Below are 21571 nucleotides of genomic sequence, written 5' to 3' on the forward strand. Positions count from 1 at the left end.
ATTCTGCACCTACATTTATGTATAGATGGCGTAAATTGCTCTATCGCAACCTTAGTTGCTAACAGGTCAATTTCAAGAGCAATAAAATCACATATGAAACACTAAATCAACAAATAACAAACAAACAACACATTATCACCCCAGCAAAGATACATAAGGATGAGTGGATGATGATTATTTATACAGCGAGTAATTTTAGGGGATGGAGATAGCACAACTTACGTCATAATTAACGTGAGCTTGGTTGCAAGGAGAGAAAATGCTAAAACTTAAAGCGTTTAACACGACCTTATTGAGTTTAATAACCTTTTTAAATGAAAAAACCCAAAGTTTTACACTTTGGGCTTTGAAGCAACACTTACAACTAGCACAATTCTAAACAATTAAACTATTGTAATAGATAAGGGCGAACTTAAAGTGTGTAACGGATACCAATGGCAACGCCGTCAGATTCAGAAAGCGCCATTCTAGCTTCTTGTTCTTTATCTGCACTGGTAAAATCGCTGTAATCTTTACGTGCTTCTACGTAAAGCACTGTGTTTGGGTCCCATACAAAATGCAAACCAACCACGACAAACTGACGTTTGAACTCATCGTTAGGATCGGCATTAAAGTTAGGTTGAATGACGTAGTCTTTACCGGCATCAAGCACGTTGTAAGAAATGAATGGGCGTAATCCATTGTCAAACTTGTAAGAAACTAAACTTTCAATACCATAGGCGTCTTTAATCAAACGACCAATATTGTCTGTGTCATGATTTTCTTGTCTGTTAACGTTTGCAGCAGCGTATAAGCCATTGCTATCGAAGTTACCCCAAGTGATACCCGCACCGTAGATAAGATCAACCGCTGTGGTTTGTTCGCCGTTACCAAAACTCACATCAAACTCACCGCGGTTAACACCCGCAGTTAAGGTCAGCATATCAGTGGCTTTATAAGTCAGCGCGCCACCATAAGTATAATTGTATTCTACTTGTTGAGCCGCTTTATCACCACTTTCCCAGTTCGCTTGACACTGAGCTTGTGAAATATCATCCGTTGTATCACAAGTATAGAAGCTGCTGTTTTTCAACTGTGCTTGAACTGCAAAGCTTACATCGCCAAATGCATTGCGATATTGAACTGTTTTATCACCACGACCAACACCGTTTACCGCGCCATCATCTTTATTATAAGTGTAAACACCTGCAGTGTTACCGTCCCACACAAAACCATAGTTAGTGTTGTAAACGACATCGTACCAAGCGCCCCACTGCTTACCAATAGTCAGTGTTCCATAAGTGTCATGGGACAGACCAGCGTAACCTAAACGGTTATAAAAGAACTCTTCTTGAACAGATTCGAAGCGATTGTTATAGACGATGTCGCTACTACCTACAGGGTTCACACCCCATTCCAATTTAGCAAATGCTTTCCAACCGTCAGTCAACTCACGATTAAAACCAAAATTAATGCGAGATGCGCCGTTAACAACCTCTGTTTCCCCTTGAGTGTTGATCACGCGTGCATCAATAAAACCACCGATTTCTACGGCATTTTTATTATCTTTATAGATCTCGATAGCTGAGACTGATGGAACTAAAAAAATTGCTGCAAGCGCAGTTGCTACTAACGTCTTGTTCATTTGGTGCTTAACCTTTTTTGTTTATGTTCTGTCAACGTCATTCCGTTGTTATATTTCCTTACAATTTCCTCTTAAAGGGTAGCAAACTTTCAATATTCCCTCAAAGCTAAACCTAAAGAATATGTCGATTAACATCACAAAAACAAACCAGTTAACCTCTACAAAACAGGTCAAAACGCTACATTCGCCACCCTGCGCAACACATAAAGAACATTAAAAACACTATATTAACAGTAACTGCTTTGACGCAATATCCATGTAGTTTAGTTTCATTATCGAAAAAACAGGCTCGGCAATAGGGCCAATTTGCTTATCAATGTAGTATTGGTAATCAATTGGTGACGTTCTGTACAGTAAGGATTCCGGTCCATTTACAGTAATCAGATAATCAATCTGCGCCCCACGCTTGCCAAAAGAGGCATCTCCTGTTAAGTCGCATAATTGTTGAGCGACTTTAACATGGGGAGAAGATTTAGCCGTGTAATCTTCAATATTGCGTCGCATACGTTTGCGAAATACCAAATCATCATCCAACTCGCCATCAAGCAGCTTTTCAAACACACTGGCCAAATAAACACTGATATCCCTTTGGTTAAACATCCGTTCATAGAGTGACTCTTGAACTTTGCGCGCTAAAGGGCTCCAATCACTGCGCACTTGCTCCATACCTTTAAAAGTAAGCTCAAGTTCATCGCTCGCATTACGCCACGCGCCAACATAACGTTTTTTACTGCCTTCTAACGACCCTCTTAAGGTCGGCATAAAAAACTGCTCATAGTGGCGTTCAAACTGTAACTCGAGAAAACTCTCAACTTGATGATCTTCACCGATCTTAGCCTGCCACTTAGCATTAATTTCCCGCGCCAGAGTGTTACCTAAGGCGTTAATGTCTGAGAGATCTGGCTCGCTGCCAAGCCAGACAAAGGTCGAATCCGTATCGCCGTAAATCACTTGATAGCCCATCTCTTCTATCCATGTGCGGGTTTGTTTCATGATTTGATGGCCACGCATAGTGATCGAACTTGCTAACTTTGCATCATGGAAAACACAACCTTGAGAACCTAAAACCCCATACAACGAGTTCATGATAATTTTTATCGCTTGGGATAAAGGCGCATTGTGCTCACTTTTGGCCTTTTCGCGCTGCTCAGATAATGTTTGGATAAGCTTAGGTAAAATGGGCTGTTGCCGACTGAAACGCCCACCGAGAAACCCCGCAACACATTCAGACTCGGGCAATCGCAAACCTTCAATTAATCCCTTAGGGTCAATCAAAAAAGTACGAATAATGGAGGGATATAGACTTTTAAAATCGAACACTAAAATATGCTTATAAAGTCCCGGCACAGAATCCATCACGTAGCCGCCAGGACTTTCAATGCCATCACTGGCAGGCTCTGCAGGAGCGACATAACCCGCTCGATGTAAATGCGGTAAATACAAATGATTAAACGCCGCCACCGAAGCCCCTACTCGCCCAAGTTCTAAACCTGTCAGTTCGGCACGCGCGAGGGCAAAATCCCACAATTGAGTGTGAGTAAAAATATCCCACACTAGGCGGCTATCGGTAAGATTGTAATGCGCTAAGGCTTGTTTATCGGTCTTAAACAGCTGGTCAATTTCTTCAACGCGATTATCGACGTTATGAATGGCCTTGCCTTCACCCAATAATTGCCGCGACACAAATTCCAACGAGAACCGCTCAAAATGATAGAAAGCGGCTTTGAGCCAATCGATACCATCGAGTACCACACGGCCCGGTAAAACTAAGGTTTCTGGCCGAAATTTATTATCGACTTTCCACTCAAGCTTTGCCCCTCCGCGGCCAATGGTGAGCGGAATACGGTGTAATAATGCCCGGCGTGACAAGAGTGCGAGGTCAAAACTCACCACTGACCAACCTATGACAAAGTCAGGATCAAACTCATGGAACCACGCGATTAATCGATGAATGAGTGCAGCCTCATCGGCCACCCATTCAATATATTCGAGAGAGTTTGATTCAGCCTCACCCACCATAATCACTTTTTCATAAGTCTGCTTGAGACTGTCTTGCTCTTCGTCTCGGCCACTGTATTGACCATATAGTGCAACTGAATAGAGTAAACCTTCAAAGCTGCATTCAAAATCCAGTGAAATACAGCGGAAATGTACAGCCGTTAAAGGGGCAATACTCTTAGCCCGCTCGGCGATAAACACGGGCAGCGAGTTAGCCTCAAGACTGTCGCTAGTCGGCGCGTGTATGTTACTCGTCGCAGAGAAATGCCCTAAAAATGCCACATCCAGCGCCACAAACCGCTCGATTAAATAACGCTGTTCGGGGCGAATGTCGGCTTCAAATAAAGGGATATCGGCATCTTTAGCGATGCGCTGTAAGGTACGTAAACTATTGCTAGATTTAGCATAAACACCACTAACCGCGCCGCCTTTAAAGCTTTTGAGCGCTAACGGTACAAACCGCAATGCTTGACCCGGCGTTTGCAACTGCAAAGCAGTGACATCAGTTTGATGACAAAAACAAATGTGTTCAGTGCCTTGCACTTCCACCAGCACAGGGCCTTGGGCGGTAGCCAGATAATACTGCAACACTAAACTCCCATGACGATGAATCGCATGGCGTGTTAAGACTCGACCTTGTACACTAACGGCCGCGGTAGCCTCTGACTTCATCGCATGGGTTCCCAAATCGCATAGCTAGTCAATTTAGATGGTTCCTCAATTTAAATGCCGCCAAATGGCAGAAAAGTTTCTTAGGCTATGCAATCACTGTTATTATGTACAGCATTAATTCGATAAAGTAGTGACGCATGTTACCTGACAATGTAAAAACCCAGATCCGCGCCATCTATAAGGATATCGCTACCGCCTTGCCTAATTTTAGGCCGCGCCGCGAACAAAACTATATGGTGGCGGAAATCTCTAAGACCCTCGCCGGCGACTATGACAAAGATAGACGCATCATAGTGGTCGAAGCAGGGACTGGGATCGGTAAATCATTGTCTTATATTCTCGGTACCATCCCACTGGCACTAGCGAGCAAGAAAAAAGTCTGTATCGCCACCGCGACCGTCGCCCTGCAAGAACAATTACTGCATAAAGACTTGCCCTTCTTCCTTGAGCAATCCGGCTTAAATTTCCGCTTTGGCCTAGTCAAAGGTCGACAACGTTATGTGTGTCTATCGAAACTGGCGATGCTCATCGGTGACGACAACAGTACACAAATGGCCATGTGGCAAACTAAGCCTGACAATAGCCAAGTGGCTATGATGCATGGCCTGTTAAAAGACTATAACGAAGGTCGCTGGAACGGCGAAATCGACACCTTAGCCGTGCCGCTGCCCGATCACCTGTGGCAACAAATCGCCTGCGACAAACACAGCTGTCATCGCCAAGTCGCCAGCCACAGAAATTGCCCGTTCCATAAGGCCCGTGAAGATGTTGATACCTGGGACGTGCTCATCGCCAACCACAGCTTGTTATTTGCCGATTTAGAATTAGGTGGCGGCGTGATTTTGCCCGATCCCGAAGACGTGTTTTATGTTATCGACGAGGCACATCACTTACCCATTGTGGCGCGGGACTTCTCCAGTGCACAGGCCACGCTTAGGGGCGCCTGCGACTGGCTCGAAAAAATTGGCAAAACCTGCGCTAAGTTACAAAACCAAATAAAAAGCAACAATATCATTGCCCCCGCGCAAGCGATGCAAGATCATTTAGGCGATCTTATCAGCCAGCTCAATCAAGTGGCCCACTATTGCGATACCCAGACCAAACACTTTGCCAATCCTGAAAACCGTCTGCGTTTTGAGCACGGCAAACTACCAGAGTCATTACTCATTCTCGCCGAAAACCTTGCTGTGACCTCTAATCTTGCCCTCAAACAGTTTAATAAAATGCTGTCACTGCTGGCCGAGGCGATTAAAGATGGCGATATTCCTAAACATCAATCCGAAGCGCTATTGGCCGAAACCGGATTTATGCTGCAAAGGCTCGAAAACCTGCAGAAACTGTGGAGGATGATGGCCAAGGAAGATAAGCACAAAGGCGCACCTATGGCGCGCTGGGTCGAACTCATCACAGGTAAACAAGTGGATTATCTGTTTAGCGCCTCGCCGATTGAAGTCGGTTTTATGCTGGAATCCATGCTGTGGCAAAAGGCCGCAGGCGTAGTCTTATGTAGCGCCACGCTGCGCGCACTCAATAACTTTGACCATTTCGTGCATCAAGTTGGGTTGTCACTCAATGATGGCAGTCGTTATTTAGCCTTACAATCGCCCTTCGATTACCCCAATAATGCGACACTTTATTTACCCAAAATGCGCACTGAGCCGACGGATGATGCCTATACGGCTGAACTTGCCGAACAAATCATCACCCTTATTGAAGGCGAAATGGCAACCTTAGTGCTATTCGCCTCCTACTGGCAGATGGAAAAAGTGGTTGAATTACTTGAAGGTAAACTCACCACTGAGCTACTTATCCAAGGCAATGCGCCACGGCAACAATTGTTAGAAAATCATAAAGCTAAATGCGATAAAGGCGAACCAAGCATCTTGTTTGGCACCGGCAGTTTTTCTGAAGGTCTCGACTTGCCCGGTGATTATCTGACTAACTTGATCGTCACTAAACTGCCCTTTGCCGTACCAACCTCGCCCGTTGAGCAAGCGCATGCAGAATATGTCAAAGTCAAAGGCGGTAATCCCTTCTTACAACTGACGATCCCAGATGCTTCACGTAAGCTTATTCAAAGTTGTGGTAGATTACTGCGTAAAGAGCAAGATTATGGCCGAGTGACTATTTTAGATAGGCGGTTAGTCACTAAACGCTATGGTAAGTCCTTACTGGATGCCTTACCGCCCTTTAGACGTGTTATAGAGTAGGATTAAAATTTGGAGTTGTTACTCGAGCCCAGTCATTGGGCCCTGTTGGCAGTCATAGGTCTTATCGCTGGATTCATTGATGCCGTCGTGGGTGGCGGTGGCCTATTGTCGATCCCCGCACTGTTAACCTTAGGCATTGCGCCGCATACCGTATTAGGCACCAATAAGTTAGCAGCAAGCTTTGGCTCTTTTATGGCAGCTTGGACCTATTATCGCAAACACCTCTTTAAACCCTCGTTTTGGTACATGGCTTTTATCGCCACCTTTATTGGCGCCGTATTGGGCAGTTTCTTAGTCTATTTAGTCGATACTCAATGGCTCGAAAAAGTCCTACCCTTGCTGATCATTGGCATCGCTATTTACAGTTTAGTCAGCCCCAATGCGATGTCAGACGTTAACTGCCAAGTACCAATCAGCAAGCCGCCAGCCAAGCAACAATGGCTACAGGGACTGGCTTTAGGCACTTATGATGGTTTTGCAGGCCCAGGCATTGGCGCATTTTGGACCGTCACATCTGGCTCTTTGTATAAACTGCCTTTACTGCACAGTTGTGGCCTTGCCCGTGCGATGACTTTTACCAGCAACTTGACCGCACTGACTATCTTTGGCTGGCTTGGACAGGTACAGTGGCAAATAGGTCTGTGGATGGGATTGTGCATGATGTTAGGCTCATTTATCGGTGCCCGCTGTGCGATTAAATTTGGCATGCCCTTTATCCGCCCACTGTTTATTTTGATCGTGCTAATGATTGCAGCGAATTTGGCATGGAGCGCATGGTTGTGAACACCCAACAATTAATGGTGATGCTGAAGAATCAGCTTAAAGCCTTAGAACAAGAAGTGCTGCAACACGATAATCGACTCGCGCCGCCACAGCGCAAACTCCTGCAAGAAACAGAGCGTTTTAATCACTCGCTGTTTGTCCAACACGGCGCCCAACTCAGCCCCTGTATTGAACAAATTCGTAGCAGTATTATGCAGCTCGAAAAACAAATTAAGCTTAAACTCGCCCCCCAGACCATTGCCCTGAGCTGTGAGCGGATCCAAGATAGATTCACCGCAGTCAAACGAGCCTTGCTGACCACTTCTATCGACATTAAGTCTAAAACTCAGCAGCGTGCCAGTAGCCGTGCCCGTTTTGCACAACGCCAGAATCAGTCTCACCAAGCCAGTGGTTTCGATTGGATCGCCAATAACGTGATGCAAAATAGTCATGAGATCTACGAAGAATTGAACAAACATCTGAATTGGGCGAAAAAATTTGAACAAAAAATTGAAGAAATGGAATCAAAACTTGAAAACTGTCATAGTGCTGACAAAATAAAATTGCAAAATGACATCCTTTTGATGCATCGTCGTCTAGGAAAATGCAGGCAAGCTATTAGTTATATAGAAGATCGCATTCAAATATTCGAACGCCCGTATCAGAGTAATAACCGTTAAGGAGTAACAATGAAATCACTTTTGCCAATTAGCAGCCTGCTAGTATTACTCGGATCTGCCTCAGCCTTCGCCGCAGATCTGAACATTCCTATGTCATTTGAGTACCTTGCTCTTGATGGTAAAAAAGTCGAGTCGAGCGTATTCAACCATAAAAGCAGCTTAGAATTGGCCCCCGGCACTCACAAAATCGCCATTCGTTACCATGAAATGGTAGAGGATAATTTTAGTGACAGCCAAACCTTTGTTAAGTCAGCACCTTTCATCGTTACTTTAGATGTTGATGGCGACCATCAATATTACCTACAAGCGGCCGAAGGTGAAGTCGTTAAAAAGCCTAAAGTTTACGCGCAAAACCCACAAATCAAATTAACCCGTAGTGACAAAGGCAACGTCAATTACCAAGTGGTGAATACCAATTTAGAAGAAGAAAGCTTCGTCTCTCGCCTTTTCAGTGGTAATCAAGCCGTTGACGTATCCGGTACTGCGGCAGCAGCAACCGGTGCCGCTGGAGCAGTAGTAGCCGTTGCACCAGCACCCGTGACAACATCGGCGACCGTTAACGCAACATCACTCACCGCCCCCGTAGACACCTCTAAAGCAGCAGGAGCCAACCCACAACAAATGTTGCAATACTGGTGGCTACAAGCGGATGAAAAAACCCGTAAAGAATTTATGAGCTGGGCAATTTCACAGCTATAACAACTTGCGATAACGAGGTTTAGTCAATATTGACTCTGATCCCACTGGTTTATCACGCCAGCTATTCCAAGCTGGCGCTTCCTCCCCATCACAGATTTCCCACCACTAAATACGCACATTTACGGCAGTACTTACTCGATAACCACATTGCCACGACTGCACAGTTCCACGCACCAACGGCCATGACTGCAGAAGATGTAATACAAGTGCATCAACGCGAATATGTAGAGCAATTTATCGCGGGTACCTTGCCAACAGCGGCGCTAAGACGGATTGGTTTCCCGTGGAGTGAAGCCTTAGTTGAGCGTACCTTGCATTCAGTAGCAGGCACCACACTCACAGCTTCATTAGCCATAAATCAGGGTATTGCCCTGCATCTCACGGGGGGCTACCATCACGCCCATTACAATTTTGGCAGCGGCTATTGTATTTTCAACGACCTTATCCTCGCGGCCAGAAATGCCATCGCAAGCCATCAAGTACACAAGGTACTGATTTTTGATTGCGATGTGCATCAAGGTGACGGCAGTGCAACCCTCAGCCACCAACATCAAGGGATCATCAGTTGCTCGATTCACTGCAAAGAGAATTTCCCGAGTCGTAAGCAGTATTCCCACCATGATATTGAACTAACCAAAGGCAGCGATGACAATCTGTATCTCGAAACCGTGGAGCAGACACTCGCCCTCCTTATGCGAATCCATCAACCAGATCTGATTCTTTATGATGCTGGGGTCGATATTCATCAAAATGACGATCTTGGCTTGCTCAATATCAGCCAAGAAGGACTGTTCAGACGGGATTTAACTGTGTTATCAATGGCAAAATCGGAAAATATTCCAATTGCAGCCGTGATAGGCGGCGGCTACAGCAGAGACGCACTACAATTAAGCCAAAGACACAGCCAACTTTTTATTGCGGCAAATCATTTGTGGTAGCAAACTCAATGAAAACCGTCATGGAGCATAACAATGCAACTCGAAATCCGTAATTACTACGAAGTTCTTTTAATGGAAATATTGTCAGATGAAGGACTTATGGACGAGCTTCCTGAAGACTATCTCGCCGACTTATGTTGCGTGACCTTAAATCAACTGCCTGTGCGCTACATACGCCACCTCGTCGATACCTACTTCTTTGAAGACTATAACGAGCTGCAGGAATTAAAGCGTGAGATCCAAACCGCACTCGAAAAGTCCCGCGCCTTTCTTAAACAAAATCTGCAAAAAAGATTACAGGAAGAAGCCGAAGCAAATCGCTAATCTTGCTAAGAGTTACTATTGAGAGCATTTTTAGCCGTTGCAGTGGCAAGAACTGAGGCCGGTAATGGATTATCTCATTGTGCAGAAATATTAATGCTATAAATGATTAACGACAGAAAACGGAAATAGTCTGTAAGCTAAAATATTGAATAATATAAATTGAGTAGATATATAGAAGTACAACGGAAATAAACAGAGGGACTGTTGAATTGGAGGTTCCCCTAGAGCCGACACCCCGGCACACGAGTCGCTTGCTGCGGTTGCTCCCTTCCGGGCCTGGCCGAGTTCACAAGTTATCATTGCGGGGGGACCCTAGGGTCACCATAACTTCGAACATTACTTTGAATGACATAAACCAAAGCATTGCTTGAACGCGGAGGATTATCCCCCATGGACCCTATGGGATCAAGCGCTAATCGATAAGATCTCTTAATATCCCACCTAACTGCACAATCTATAAGCAAATGGAGTGATTGAAATGATAAAAGCCTGCAAATGCAGACTTTTATATATGTTTTACTGAATCTCTTATCATAAAAATCAGCAGGCTACACCGCAATCATCGCCAAAGGTGGTTACAACTTGATCAAATGGCGATTTTGCTCAATTATCTTAGCCCCAACACCAGAGACATTGGCTAAGTCATCTATAGCATTGAACTTACCATTTTTAGTGCGATAGTCGACAATCGCTTGAGCCTTTGCGGCACCAATCCCTTTGAGTACGAGTAACTGCTCGGCTGAAGCGGTATTAATGTTGACTTGAGCGGCATCTGGCATAGCTTTCTTCACATCCGATGCCATTTCACCCGCTTCAGTTTTAGCCTGTACTTTCACGGCGGCCTTGGTTGGGGTTTCTGTTGCGATTGCTGGGCTTGCCAAAAAAGCCGTTAATGCTATGGCACTCATAAAAGCTGGTATACGATTTGTGGTTTTCATAACAATTCCTCTATTCCATGATTTGCGGCCTTTCGTCCTACTTCCGTGGCCTCAAATCAAAAATAGTCTAAGCTGTCCCGAAATACCAAATCGGCGTCATAAATATTCACTATCGCTAAACTTCTGTCTTCAGCTCAATGAGCCAGTGCTTGACTATGATAAAAAGATGCAAAAAGCATCCTTTTATCATTCAAATAGCTAACGGTCTTTAAAATAACAACATTCATTAAGCTAATCGAGCTAGCGCTTGGTTCAAGTCGGCGATGATGTCGTCACAATCTTCTAAACCAATAGAGATCCGCAGCAAATTATCACCAATCCCAGCCGCCGTTCTTGCCTCTGGCGTATAAGGTGAATGCGTCATCGATGCAGGATGTTGGATAAGGGATTCAGCGTCACCTAGACTCACCGCAATTGAGAACAACTTTAGATATCCGACAAAGGCCATAGCTTCTTCTAAATTTGCCGCCAGTTCAAACGCGATAACACCACCAGCACGTTTCATCTGCTGGCCAATGAATTTATGCCCTTGATGAGATTTAAGCCCGGGATAATACACACGTGTAATGCTTGGATGTTCCGCCAAAAACTCTGCCACGCGCTGGGCACTATCGCAATGGCGCTGCAAACGCACATCTAAGGTTTTAAGGCCGCGTAAGATCAGCCAAGCATCATGTGGCGATATCACAGCGCCAATATCCTTTAAAATTTCATACTTCACTTTATGGAGCTGTTCTTCACTGCCACACACTATCCCCGCAATCACATCGCCATGGCCATTCAGATATTTAGTCGCACTGTGGACCACCAAATCAATGCCAAAATCCAGCGGTCTCTGCAGTAATGGCGTCATGAAGGTATTGTCGACAATACTGACCAACTGATGACGTTTGGCAATATTCGCAATTGCAGCTAAATCAAATACCTGCAAATGCGGATTGACAGGGGTTTCACAGAAAATGACCTTAGTATTGGATTTGATCGCCGCTTCTATTTCTGTTACCGATGAAAAGTCCACTAGGGACACTTCAATACCAAAGCGGGCAAACTGAGTCGTCATTAGCGCATAAGTACAACCGTATACGGCATTCGACGCCACTAAGTGATCGCCCATCTGCAAATTAGCCAGCAATGCGGCGGATACTGCGCCCATACCAGAAGCGGTTGCGGCTGCGGCCTCAGCCCCTTCTAAAATCGCCATTTTACGTTCAAGCTCGGCAGTTGTCGGATTACCTAAACGCGTGTAAATATACCCCAGCTCATTGCCCGCAAATCGCTCACCACCTTGCTGTGCAGACTCAAACACAAAAGTCGCACTTTGGTAAAGCGGCGTCACTAAGACACCAAAGGCCTCTCGCTCATGGCCGCCATGAATAACCTGTGTTGCCGCCTTCCACATCTTGCCTGACTCATCTTGCATACCTAGCTCCTTGTCATTGGCATTGAGCAGTTCCCGTTCTTGATTGATTGTTGGTGTGGAGCGCTCAATGCCCACATTATGGATAATCTAATAGATAAGTTAATGAAACATTAGTCCTATCGAATAAGCCCTACCATAACGCGGCCAAGCACTTAAGCCAGTAGCATGACGAAAATAGCAGCGTTCAAAAGTGTAATTAACTTGTTACATAGCACTTTTACGTCGCACTTAGTCATTCTCTTTATCTGCAAGAATCATAAAAAATGCGCTAAGGAACAAGTCCATTAGCGCATCTAATTTCGGCCATTTAAATCGGTTAATTTTTTGATATTAAATAATATCTACTCTTTAGTCTTCTCTTTAGCTGCCCGAGGTACTTTGTCATCAACATCGGCGAACTGGCCTTTTAATGCGTCGCGACCTTCTTTGGTAAACAGCTTGCCTGAAAACTGCTTAAGTTCGATCAACAATTCCTGATGCACTTTAGACAATTTAGGCCTTTGATCTTCTCTAAACACAATCGGCCGACACAGCGCCATGGCTTGATATCCAAGACGCGCCGTTAGCATACCGCCGCCTAAACCTTGGGCCAAGCGAGCAGACAATTTACCTGTCATTTCAACCGATAATAGCTGTGTTCCTAAATCTGTGACTAACTCACTGGTGCCCGCATAAATAATATTGATGATGATACTGCGGATAAGTTTAATTCGGCTCCAGTAACCCAGTTCTATGCCATAACAGCGCGCGACATCACGCAACATACGTTGATTACGCCAGAGGATAATCGCCATATCGAGCACTGCTAACGGACTGGCCGCCAGTAGCACTGCCGACTCAGCCGCATAGCGTCGCACGACTTTTTTGGCCAGTTCATCTCGCTCCGTCAGCACTAAGTCCTCGAATAACAAGACTTTCTCGGCATCATTATGTTCATCTTTTAATGAACGGCGAAGTTGCTGCAAACCTTGGCTGTCTTCATAGTGACAAACGATATTATCGATAAAGCTGTCTGCTTCCCCCATTTGCATGCTCTGCGCTAGCCTTGCACCCGTTTCTTGAGTATCGGCGACCTGTTTGAGTCGCTTGAGCTTACGGTATTCACTGACTGCACCCGCTAATGCCCACGCACTGACCACCCCAAGCACTACACCATAAAAACTAAACAACCAAGGGCTCTCAAGCCAAGCATCCCTCAATCCTAATCCTGTTTGAACGACTACAAGCAGCAATAAACTCACAGCTGCTAGACGAGCGAGCCAAGACCAACGCCGTGACTTGACGAGTTTAGGCGATACCGATTTAGCATCAATCATTTGGGGATGGGCTGACAGCGTTTCATCCATCAATTCCTCAATATCAGCAGCCACTTCTTGCACTGGCGTATGGGGATCAAAGGCTTTCGCCCCTTTGAGATCCTCTTTGCTGGGTTTAAGCTCCACTATTTGTGGGTCAAATAGCTGCTGCTTTTTCAGCGCCTTATACTCAAATGAGTGTACAGAGGAATTAGAGGCCTGCTCATTTGGATTATCAGATAGCTTTAACGTCATTCCAACTTATCTCCCAGTAAGTACTGCAGCAGATGATCGAGACGAATATGGTCAAAATGCACTTGAGAAGGGTCAACATTAACATTGCTCGGCGGCGCGAACCCAACAAAATTAAACCCTTGGTCACGCCAAAAATGCGCTTCAGGTAAGCGAGTGGGCACTTCGCCGGGAAACAAGGTCAGGGCTTTACCATTGAGTCCCATCCCCCGCACGACTTCCACCTCGCCCTCTTGGGTCGTTACCATGCCATGGCGAGTCGCTTTAATGGCGCTAATCGCCATCGTCTCCACTTTACAACCATCGAAACTGGCAAAATGCTGGCTGTGTTTCAACATATCGGTCAGCAGGGACAAAACATGGCTCTGCTGATCGCGAGTCACATGGTCAACCTTGCTCGCGGCAAACAATAAACGGTCGATGCGGGGGGCAAATAAACGCCGTAAATAACTCGATTGGCCAAACTGAAAGCTTTCCATAATGGCATTGAGCGCCGCGCCCATATCCTCAAATTGCTTTTTACCGCGATTCAACGCACTAAAACAGTCAACGAGTACTAACTGCCGATCAAAACCGGCAAAGTGGTTTTTATAGAAAGGCTTAACCACTTTAGCCACGTATTCTTGATAGCGTTTTTCCAGTACATGGAATCCACTGTGTTTATCGCTTTGCGAAAGCTCAGCAAACTTTTCATCATTCACCAATAACAGGGGGAAAAAAGCCAATAAGGGAGCACCCTGCCATTCACCTGGCAATAACATGCGCCCAGGTTGCGCTTGGTAATAACCTTGCACGTGCACTAAATCATTGAGTAATAGCTGATATTGATCGGCAATTTGCTTTAATTGCTGTTCATCGGCGTTCGCGGCTAAATCCAATGATGTCAAAGATTGCTCAAACTCGGCATACAAGGGAGAGCTTTTAAGATTCTCGATGCGAACTTGTTGAGCACGGCACCAAGTAACGAAGTCTTGGCGCAACATAGGTAAATCGAGTAACCATTCGCCAGGATAATCGACTATGTCCAAATACAAGGTGGCGGTATCAGAAAACTTGGCTAGTAAGCCCTTCTTAGGTTGGTATTTAATCGCCAATCGTAACTCAGAAATAGTACGGGTAGAGGCTGGCCAGGTCGCAGGTTCGGAAGTGAGCGCTAACATGGCGCCTTGATAATCAAAACTGGCGATTTCAAGATCCGGCTGCATGGCACGCTTAACACCGAGTAAACGCTGATCGCGGCTCACCTGCCACAGTGGCAAAGCGCTGTTGTTGCGGGCGTGAGGTAAGGTTGAGACAGGTCCAGAATTGAGTAACTGATTGACTAACCCCGTAATAAACGCTGTTTTTCCTGCACCAGAAAGCCCAGTCACGGCCAAACGTAAATGCCGGTCCGCGGTGCGATGTAACAGGGATTGGCCCTTTTGGGTTAATTTATGGAGCGAGGCATCAAGCATTCCCATAGAGACTTCCCTTATGTCGAATGATGTTAACTTATGTCAAGTGATGTTGACTATACACTGGAATGGAGCAGAGATTAAGCAACAAGGGCGGACATGGCCGCCCTTTAGAAGGGTTACAAACTATTGATTTGTCTTTTTAAGTCAAAGTTGTCAGAGGTGACGTGACGTTCTAAGTTTTGTAGCCTGACTTCCAGACTTCGAAATTGACGACTCACGTCGCTTAGCGCTTGCTTTGCGGGTTCTCCCGACTGCCACGGCTTCTTCTTCACCTCGATATCGTCTCTATCGTAATGCTTTTGCGGCTTGATGTCTAAAATCACCCACAAAGCGACATAGATGATAAATACCACACCTGAGCCGCCGAGTAAGAAGATAGACACAGTCAGCACTCGCACTAACCAAGTTTCAATCGCAAAGTACTCGGCAATCCCTGCACATACACCCGCTATTTTGCCTGACTGGGGAATGCGGTACAAAGAACGGCCATTAGATCCTCTCATGTTTCCCCCTCCATTCGGGCGATTCTGTATCCAGAATGGCCTCTAAGGTCTCGATACGCGCCGCCATTTTATCGGCCTTGGATATCAAATCATTGAGTTGTGAAAACTCTTCCTCAGTGAGTCCCTGGCTCACTTGTCGCTTACTGCGATAATGAAGAACTAACCATATTGGCGCGACTATCACCATGAAAATAATAATCGGCGCCATTAGCACGTCCATATCCATAACTCACCTCTGAATTGTTATTCTTTTGACTTAGTTGGCGCTTTACCTTTTACCTTGGCTTTGAGCGCTGCCAGTTCTGCATTCACAGAATCTTCCGCTTCTAGCGCCGCAAACTCATCGGCTAAGGTCTTCTTGCTGCCAAGATCGTAAGATTCAACTTGGGCTTCTAAGCCTTCGACACGGCGCTCATATTGCTCAAACTTGAGCATAGCATTGTCGATCTTGCTTGAATCTAGCTGCTTTTTCACTTCTAAGCGTGATGACGCTGTTTGAGTGCGCAAAATAATGGTCTTTTGACGCGCTTTTGCATCGAGCAGCTTTTCTTGCAACATGCCCACTTCATCTTTCAAGCGTGCGATATGTTCATCGATGACGGCTAACTCTTGATTCAGCGTATCTGCTAAACCGGTCGCTTTTTGTTTTTCAACTAAAGCGGCTTTCGCTAAGTCTTCACGGTCTTTGGACAGTGCCAGTTCAGCCTTATCTTGCCAATCTTGCACTTGCTCTAACACGCGGTTGATACGACGTTGCAGCTCTTTCTTTTCAGCTAACACTTTAGCTGAGGTAGAACGCACTTCAACGAGTGTGTCTTCCATTTCTTGGATAATCAGTCGAACCATTTTTTCTGGGTCTTCGGCTTTATCCAGCAATGCGCTGATATTAGAGTTAATGATATCGGCGAAACGAGAGAAAATTCCCATAATCCTATCCTCAAATTGATGTTGGTCTCGTACAAGGTAATACACTAACCGTGCCAACTTTTACTTCTTATTTAAATACAGCAACTTAAACAAAAAATTAACTTTTACTTCCTTTTACGCTTCAAGCCACTTATTATCATTTTCACCAAATTTTAGCGCGAAAGACTAAAAAATATCGTGGATAATAAATTTCAGCAAGACAACCTCATCGGTCAATCCAACGCCCTACTCGAAGTGTTAGAACATGTGTCGCAAATAGCGCCTCTGTCTAAACCCGTACTGATTATTGGTGAACGTGGTACAGGTAAAGAGCTTATTGCCGAACGCTTACATTATCTGTCTAAGCGCTGGGATCAAAGTTTTATTAAGCTAAACTGTTCATCTTTGAGTGAAAATTTACTCGAGAGTGAATTATTTGGCCATGAGTCAGGAGCCTTTACTGGCGCCAAAGGCAAACACGAAGGCCGCTTTGAGCGCGCCGACGGCGGCACCTTATTCCTCGACGAATTAGCCAACACCTCAGGACTTATCCAAGAAAAGCTCCTGCGCGTCATTGAATATGGCGAATTTGAGCGGGTCGGCGGCAGTAAAACCGTGCAGGCTGATGTTCGTTTAATCTGCGCCGCCAACGAAGATTTACCATCACTTGCTGACGCAGGCGAATTTCGTGCCGACTTGCTCGATAGACTCGCCTTCGATGTAATTACTCTGCCACCACTGCGTTGCCGCCCAGAAGACATAATGACGCTGGCGGAATATTTCGCCGTTGGCATGGCGCGCCAATTAAAACTGCAGCTGTTCAGCGGTTTCAGCGCCCATGCGGTCGAGCAATTAATGACCCACGACTGGCCGGGTAATATCCGTGAACTTAAAAACGTAGTCGAGCGCAGCGTTTACCGTAATGGTGGTGAAAATAGGCCCATCGATCATATTACCCTCGATCCCTTTGCTTCACCGTATCGGCCTAAAACGCGGATCAAGACCCGCGAACGTCAAATCACCTCAGTAACGCCAACAACTGTTGCCAGTACGCCACAATCTGCGCCGACATTTGAGGCTGAAGTACAAGTCAATACTGAGTATTCAACGAATTGCTTTAATTTTCCGTTAGATTTTAAAGAGCAAACGGAGCAGTACGAAATGGATCTGATCCAGCAAGCACTTTCAAACAGCCAATATAACCAAAAGAAAACCGCCGACATGCTCGGGTTAAGCTACCACCAACTGCGTGGCATCCTTAAAAAGTACAATTTACTTGATAAAGCATAAGCAGATTGCCCACGGGGGAGATGCACTGCTAAAATAGCCGTTCATAGTCGATAAAATAATGATTTATAAATGAGTGTGCTAATTAGACGCCTGTGCCTAACAACTGCAGTTTCTTGCATGAGTTGGTTGTTGGTCGCGTGTGGCCCCCAACGACTCCCTTCTGGTTTGGTGTATTGCTCCGAAGGGAACCCTGAGTCTTTCAATCCACAATTGGTGACATCTGGCACGACAATCGATGCCACCTCGCATCAAATTTATAGTCGCCTAGTGGATTATGACACCCAGTCAGGCAAGCTTGTCCCTGCCTTGGCGACGAGTTGGGCCATGTCTGATGATGGCTTAAGCTATCGTTTCACTCTCAGGGAAAACGTGCAGTTCCAGCATTCAAAGCGTTTTTACCCAACTCGCCCCTTTAATGCCGACGATGTGTTGTTCTCCTTTAATCGTATTATCGATACCCAGCATCCTTATCATTTTGTCTCCCGCACGGGTTATCCCTTCTTCCAAAGTATTGGCTTTTCTCAGCAAGTTAAAGGGATAGAGAAGATAAACGATCATGAAGTGGTCTTTTACTTAACCCGCAAAGACGCTTCTTTTCTGTCGAATTTAGCCACCGACTTTGCGGTGATCTTATCAAACGAATACGCGCAGCAGCAGTTAGCTTTAGGTCATCCTGAAAACGTCGACCACTTTGCCATTGGTACAGGACCGTTCACTTTAGTGCAATACGCTAAAAACGAATATATCCGCTATCGCCGTAATCCCGATTTTTGGGGAGAGCCAGCAAAAATCGATATGCTGGTATTTGATATCACGCCCAAAAGTACAGTTAGGCTCGCTAAGCTTATCGCGGGGGATTGCAGCGTTTCTGCGCTGCCCAAAGCAGGTGAACTGCCTGTTATCAAACAGCATCAAGAATTAAACATCGAATCACAACCAGGTCTTAACGTAGCATTTTGGGCCTTTAATACACAAAAGCCACCGTTAGATGATGTTCGCGTACGTCGTGCACTTGCCTATGCTGTTGATAAACAAAATATCCTGCGAGCGGTTTATCAAAATACTGCCATTGAAGCCACCGGCGTTCTGCCGCCAGCATCATGGGCCTACGAAAATAACAAAGGACTTGTCGATTACAATCCGCAAAAAGCACGCGACCTATTAAAAGAAGCTGGTATAAAAAATCTCAGCATCAATATTTGGGCCATACCGGTTGCCCGCGCTTATAACCCCAATTCGTTGAAAACGGCCGAATTAATTCAATCCGATTTAGCAAACATCGGCGTAAAAGTGAATATCGTCAGTTACGATTGGAGCGTATTTAATCAGAGACTGAGCCGCGACGACTATGATTCTGTGCTGATTGGCTGGAATGCTGATAACAGCGATCCCGATAACTTTTTTAATCCGCTGCTGAGCTGTGCAGCAATGCAATCAAACAACAATCGTTCTCGCTGGTGTAACCCTGAGTTTGATGCCATCTTAAACAGCGCAAGGGAAGTATCAGATCAAGCGGAACGTAAAGTGATTTATCAACAAGCAGAAGCCTTTTTAGCTGAACAAGTACCTATGCTGAGTCTGGCCCATGCCAAACGTGTAGCGTTAACTCGCAGTGATATCAAGGATATGCAGCTTACGCCTTTTGGTGGTATTTCCTTCACCCATACTAGCCAAGCACCAAAGGAGGCGAATTAATGTTTACATACCTACTGCGTCGCCTCAATTTATTTCTTGCTACTTCGTTAGTCATGGTGGGTGTCTTATTTTACGCTACAGGCTTGTTTCCAGTTGAGCGCACCTATGCACTCACTGGCATACATACACCGACGGCGAGCCAACTGGTTCAAATAGAACAGGACTACAAATTAGATAAAAACCAAGCGTGGCAATTTATCGCTTACCTACAACAAAGGCTTAGCGGTAATTTAGGGATTTCAGTCACGTCACATCAAGAAGTCGCCGAAGAACTCAGTGCCGTCCTGCCCGCCTCCTTCGAACTTGCTGTGATGGCGGGCATTATCGCAATTTGCTTGGGCGTGCCCTTAGGCGTGCTCGCCTCCCAGAGTCAACATAAGCTCACCCAAAATACCATTATGGCGATTACCCTAACGGGCTACTCTGTACCCGTATTCTGGTTAGGCCTTTATCTTTCGCTTTGGTTTGGCGTCGATCTTGGTTGGTTACCAATTTCGGGACAAATCAATTTGCTCTATGAAATCAAGCCTGTCACAGGCTTTATGCTAGTGGATACCTTGTTGTCAGAGTCTGAATACGGCATGTCGGCATTTAAAGATGCCCTGCTGCATATCATTTTGCCTGCCACAACACTGGCCGTGTTACCTTTTACTGTAGTGGTTCGTAGCACCCGTTCGGCAATGGTGAATGTGATGAATCAAACCTTTATCCGCGCCGCCGAAGCCAGAGGCATGCATACTGGCACGATTATACTGCGCCACGCCCTGCCCAATGCGTTAATCCCCGTACTTAAACATTTAGGGCTAATGCTTGGCTCATTTGCCAGTTATGCCATAGTGGTTGAAATGATTTTCTCTTGGCCTGGTGTAGGATCTTGGCTGGTTTCAGGGATTTACCAACGGGACTATACTGTTATCCAAGGTGGGATTTTGGCCGTGGCCCTATTGATTATCTTCCTAAGTATCTTGATTGAAGTGCTGCACACAGCCTTTAATCCACTGAGCAGAAAAGACCTTTATGCCACCAGTTAAAATTTATCAAGAAGATCAAATTGCCTCCCCGACTATGCGGGTTTGGCTTAACTTTTCGGCTAATCCTTTCGCCTTAGCGGGTCTGTGGACGATTGCATTTCTGCTCTTGCTAACCCTGTTTGGCCCTATGATTGCGCCCTTCCCACCAGAGGCACAAGATCCAAGAGCCTTGCTGTTACCACCCTCTTGGGACCCTTCAGGGACAGTGGCGCACTTTTTAGGGACTGACGATCTCGGCCGCGATATTTTTAGCCGATTATTACACGGCGCGCACTTGACCTTTGGCATGGCGCTGCTGATCGTCGTTACCGCATTATTCACAGGCTTTATCATAGGGTCGTTGTCGGGCATGATGCGGGGCTTAAAGTCCAGTATTCTCGGTCATTTGCTCGATGCGCTGTTATCGATTCCTTCATTATTAATGGCCATTTTAGTGGTCGCTGTAATGGGACCAGGGCTTGAAAACGTGTTCTGGGCCGTCGGGATTGCCTTAACCCCACAATTTGTGCGCTCCATACACCAGTCAGTGCATGAAGAATTACAAAAAGAATATGTCACAGCCGCGCGTTTAGACGGCGCGAACTCGATGCAAATTTTTTGGTATGTCATTATGCCAAACGTGTGGGAAGTGGTGATTATTCAAACCACACTTGCCATTTCAGCTGCTATTTTAGATATCGCTGCCCTGGGTTTTTTAAGCTTGGGCGCACAGGCGCCGAGTCCAGAATGGGGCGCAATGGTCGCCCAAGGGATGGATAATTTACTAACTGCACCTTGGGCCGTAACTATCCCAGGCTTAGCGATTCTTTTCAGTGTGCTTTCCATTAACTTGGTTGGCGATGGCCTACGGTCGGCGCTTGCGCCCATCAGAAACTAA

General features: G+C 45.7%; 19 protein-coding genes and 1 other RNA gene. 10 read left to right on the top strand and 10 right to left on the bottom strand.

Annotated elements, in window-relative coordinates; all coding sequences use genetic code 11:
• Positions 1-412 precede the first annotated feature (412 nt).
• Entirely contained in the window at positions 413-1624 is a 1212-nt protein-coding gene (locus tag RA178_RS14240; protein WP_028760445.1) for a porin, read from the bottom strand.
• Positions 1625-1846: 222 nt separating this feature from the next.
• Entirely contained in the window at positions 1847-4294 is a 2448-nt protein-coding gene (locus RA178_RS14245; protein ID WP_306682411.1) for a DNA polymerase II, read from the bottom strand.
• Between the two features lie 137 nt (positions 4295-4431).
• On the opposite strand from RA178_RS14245, the gene dinG reads away from it, so the two are divergent.
• From dinG to RA178_RS14275, 6 genes are read left to right on the top strand one after another with little or no spacing between them, the layout of a single operon-like run.
• Positions 4432-6504: an ATP-dependent DNA helicase DinG gene (gene dinG, locus RA178_RS14250; RefSeq protein ID WP_131524311.1), complete on the top strand. Its 2073-nt coding sequence runs from the start codon at positions 4432-4434 to the stop codon at positions 6502-6504.
• A gap of 9 nt (positions 6505-6513) precedes the next feature.
• Positions 6514-7287: a sulfite exporter TauE/SafE family protein gene (locus RA178_RS14255; protein WP_212599893.1), complete on the top strand. Its 774-nt coding sequence runs from the start codon at positions 6514-6516 to the stop codon at positions 7285-7287.
• Positions 7278-7946 carry a primosomal replication protein gene (locus tag RA178_RS14260; RefSeq protein WP_249195591.1) on the top strand — a complete coding sequence of 223 codons (669 nt, stop codon included), beginning with the start codon at positions 7278-7280 and terminating at the stop codon, positions 7944-7946. Before RA178_RS14255 ends, RA178_RS14260 begins: the two co-directional genes overlap by 10 nt.
• Before the next feature lie 9 nt (positions 7947-7955).
• Positions 7956-8645 (top strand): DUF2057 domain-containing protein, encoded by a 690-nt coding sequence (locus tag RA178_RS14265; RefSeq protein ID WP_263175954.1) that lies wholly within the window; start codon positions 7956-7958, stop codon positions 8643-8645.
• Positions 8646-8674: 29 nt separating this feature from the next.
• On the top strand, positions 8675-9583 hold the full coding sequence (locus tag RA178_RS14270) for a histone deacetylase family protein (RefSeq protein WP_263175955.1): 909 nt from the start codon (positions 8675-8677) through the stop codon (positions 9581-9583).
• Positions 9584-9616: 33 nt separating this feature from the next.
• Positions 9617-9907, top strand: coding sequence for a late competence development ComFB family protein (locus RA178_RS14275; protein WP_028760452.1), 291 nt, complete (start codon positions 9617-9619; stop codon positions 9905-9907).
• 218 nt (positions 9908-10125) lie between these two features.
• Here RA178_RS14275 and ffs read toward each other — a convergent pair.
• The 8 genes from ffs to pspA form a co-directional block, all read right to left on the bottom strand.
• Positions 10126-10223, bottom strand: an RNA gene (gene ffs, locus RA178_RS14280) — signal recognition particle sRNA small type.
• Between the two features lie 259 nt (positions 10224-10482).
• Positions 10483-10845, bottom strand: a complete 363-nt coding sequence (locus tag RA178_RS14285; protein ID WP_173496509.1) for a ComEA family DNA-binding protein — start codon at positions 10843-10845, stop codon at positions 10483-10485.
• 226 nt (positions 10846-11071) lie between these two features.
• Entirely contained in the window at positions 11072-12265 is a 1194-nt protein-coding gene (gene megL / locus RA178_RS14290) for a methionine gamma-lyase (protein WP_306682413.1), read from the bottom strand.
• A gap of 341 nt (positions 12266-12606) precedes the next feature.
• A complete protein-coding gene (locus RA178_RS14295) occupies positions 12607-13815 on the bottom strand; it encodes a TIGR01620 family protein (RefSeq protein WP_306682415.1) in 1209 nt (402 codons plus the stop codon).
• Positions 13812-15272 (bottom strand): YcjX family GTP-binding protein, encoded by a 1461-nt coding sequence (locus RA178_RS14300; RefSeq protein ID WP_306682417.1) that lies wholly within the window; start codon positions 15270-15272, stop codon positions 13812-13814. The genes RA178_RS14295 and RA178_RS14300 overlap by 4 nt, the downstream gene beginning before the upstream one ends.
• Before the next feature lie 113 nt (positions 15273-15385).
• Positions 15386-15772, bottom strand: coding sequence for an envelope stress response membrane protein PspC (gene pspC, locus RA178_RS14305; RefSeq protein WP_263171057.1), 387 nt, complete (start codon positions 15770-15772; stop codon positions 15386-15388).
• Positions 15759-15998: an envelope stress response membrane protein PspB gene (pspB, locus tag RA178_RS14310; protein WP_006081138.1), complete on the bottom strand. Its 240-nt coding sequence runs from the start codon at positions 15996-15998 to the stop codon at positions 15759-15761. The genes pspC and pspB overlap by 14 nt, the downstream gene beginning before the upstream one ends.
• 17 nt (positions 15999-16015) lie before the next feature.
• Complete coding sequence (gene pspA / locus RA178_RS14315; RefSeq protein WP_006081137.1) at positions 16016-16699, bottom strand: phage shock protein PspA; 684 nt, start codon at positions 16697-16699, stop codon at positions 16016-16018.
• A gap of 177 nt (positions 16700-16876) precedes the next feature.
• On the opposite strand from pspA, the gene pspF reads away from it, so the two are divergent.
• The 4 genes from pspF to RA178_RS14335 all read left to right on the top strand — a co-directional run bounded on the left by pspF (position 16877) and on the right by RA178_RS14335 (position 21571).
• Positions 16877-17968 carry a phage shock protein operon transcriptional activator gene (pspF, locus tag RA178_RS14320; protein ID WP_306682422.1) on the top strand — a complete coding sequence of 364 codons (1092 nt, stop codon included), beginning with the start codon at positions 16877-16879 and terminating at the stop codon, positions 17966-17968.
• Between the two features lie 69 nt (positions 17969-18037).
• Positions 18038-19663, top strand: a complete 1626-nt coding sequence (locus tag RA178_RS14325; RefSeq protein ID WP_173496504.1) for an ABC transporter substrate-binding protein — start codon at positions 18038-18040, stop codon at positions 19661-19663.
• The gene (locus RA178_RS14330) at positions 19663-20694 is read left to right on the top strand and encodes an ABC transporter permease (protein WP_212599885.1); all 1032 of its coding nucleotides are present in this window, start codon (positions 19663-19665) and stop codon (positions 20692-20694) included. Before RA178_RS14325 ends, RA178_RS14330 begins: the two co-directional genes overlap by 1 nt.
• On the top strand, positions 20681-21571 hold the full coding sequence (locus tag RA178_RS14335; protein ID WP_006081133.1) for an ABC transporter permease subunit: 891 nt from the start codon (positions 20681-20683) through the stop codon (positions 21569-21571). The genes RA178_RS14330 and RA178_RS14335 overlap by 14 nt, the downstream gene beginning before the upstream one ends.

The organism is Shewanella oncorhynchi, from assembly GCF_030848765.1.
GTDB lineage: Bacteria > Pseudomonadota > Gammaproteobacteria > Enterobacterales > Shewanellaceae > Shewanella > Shewanella oncorhynchi.

Coding starts and splice junctions, on each gene's coding strand:
- RA178_RS14240 (WP_028760445.1), bottom strand. CDS start 1,624: ATGAACAAGACGTTAGTAGCAACTGCGCTTGCAGCAATTTTTTTAGTT.
- RA178_RS14245 (WP_306682411.1), bottom strand. CDS start 4,294: ATGAAGTCAGAGGCTACCGCGGCCGTTAGTGTACAAGGTCGAGTCTTA.
- dinG (WP_131524311.1), top strand. CDS start 4,432: ATGTTACCTGACAATGTAAAAACCCAGATCCGCGCCATCTATAAGGAT.
- RA178_RS14260 (WP_249195591.1), top strand. CDS start 7,278: ATGGTTGTGAACACCCAACAATTAATGGTGATGCTGAAGAATCAGCTT.
- RA178_RS14265 (WP_263175954.1), top strand. CDS start 7,956: ATGAAATCACTTTTGCCAATTAGCAGCCTGCTAGTATTACTCGGATCT.
- RA178_RS14275 (WP_028760452.1), top strand. CDS start 9,617: ATGCAACTCGAAATCCGTAATTACTACGAAGTTCTTTTAATGGAAATA.
- RA178_RS14285 (WP_173496509.1), bottom strand. CDS start 10,845: ATGAAAACCACAAATCGTATACCAGCTTTTATGAGTGCCATAGCATTA.
- megL (WP_306682413.1), bottom strand. CDS start 12,265: ATGCAAGATGAGTCAGGCAAGATGTGGAAGGCGGCAACACAGGTTATT.
- RA178_RS14295 (WP_306682415.1), bottom strand. CDS start 13,815: ATGACGTTAAAGCTATCTGATAATCCAAATGAGCAGGCCTCTAATTCC.
- RA178_RS14300 (WP_306682417.1), bottom strand. CDS start 15,272: ATGGGAATGCTTGATGCCTCGCTCCATAAATTAACCCAAAAGGGCCAA.
- pspC (WP_263171057.1), bottom strand. CDS start 15,772: ATGAGAGGATCTAATGGCCGTTCTTTGTACCGCATTCCCCAGTCAGGC.
- pspB (WP_006081138.1), bottom strand. CDS start 15,998: ATGGATATGGACGTGCTAATGGCGCCGATTATTATTTTCATGGTGATA.
- pspA (WP_006081137.1), bottom strand. CDS start 16,699: ATGGGAATTTTCTCTCGTTTCGCCGATATCATTAACTCTAATATCAGC.
- RA178_RS14325 (WP_173496504.1), top strand. CDS start 18,038: ATGAGTGTGCTAATTAGACGCCTGTGCCTAACAACTGCAGTTTCTTGC.
- RA178_RS14330 (WP_212599885.1), top strand. CDS start 19,663: ATGTTTACATACCTACTGCGTCGCCTCAATTTATTTCTTGCTACTTCG.
- RA178_RS14335 (WP_006081133.1), top strand. CDS start 20,681: ATGCCACCAGTTAAAATTTATCAAGAAGATCAAATTGCCTCCCCGACT.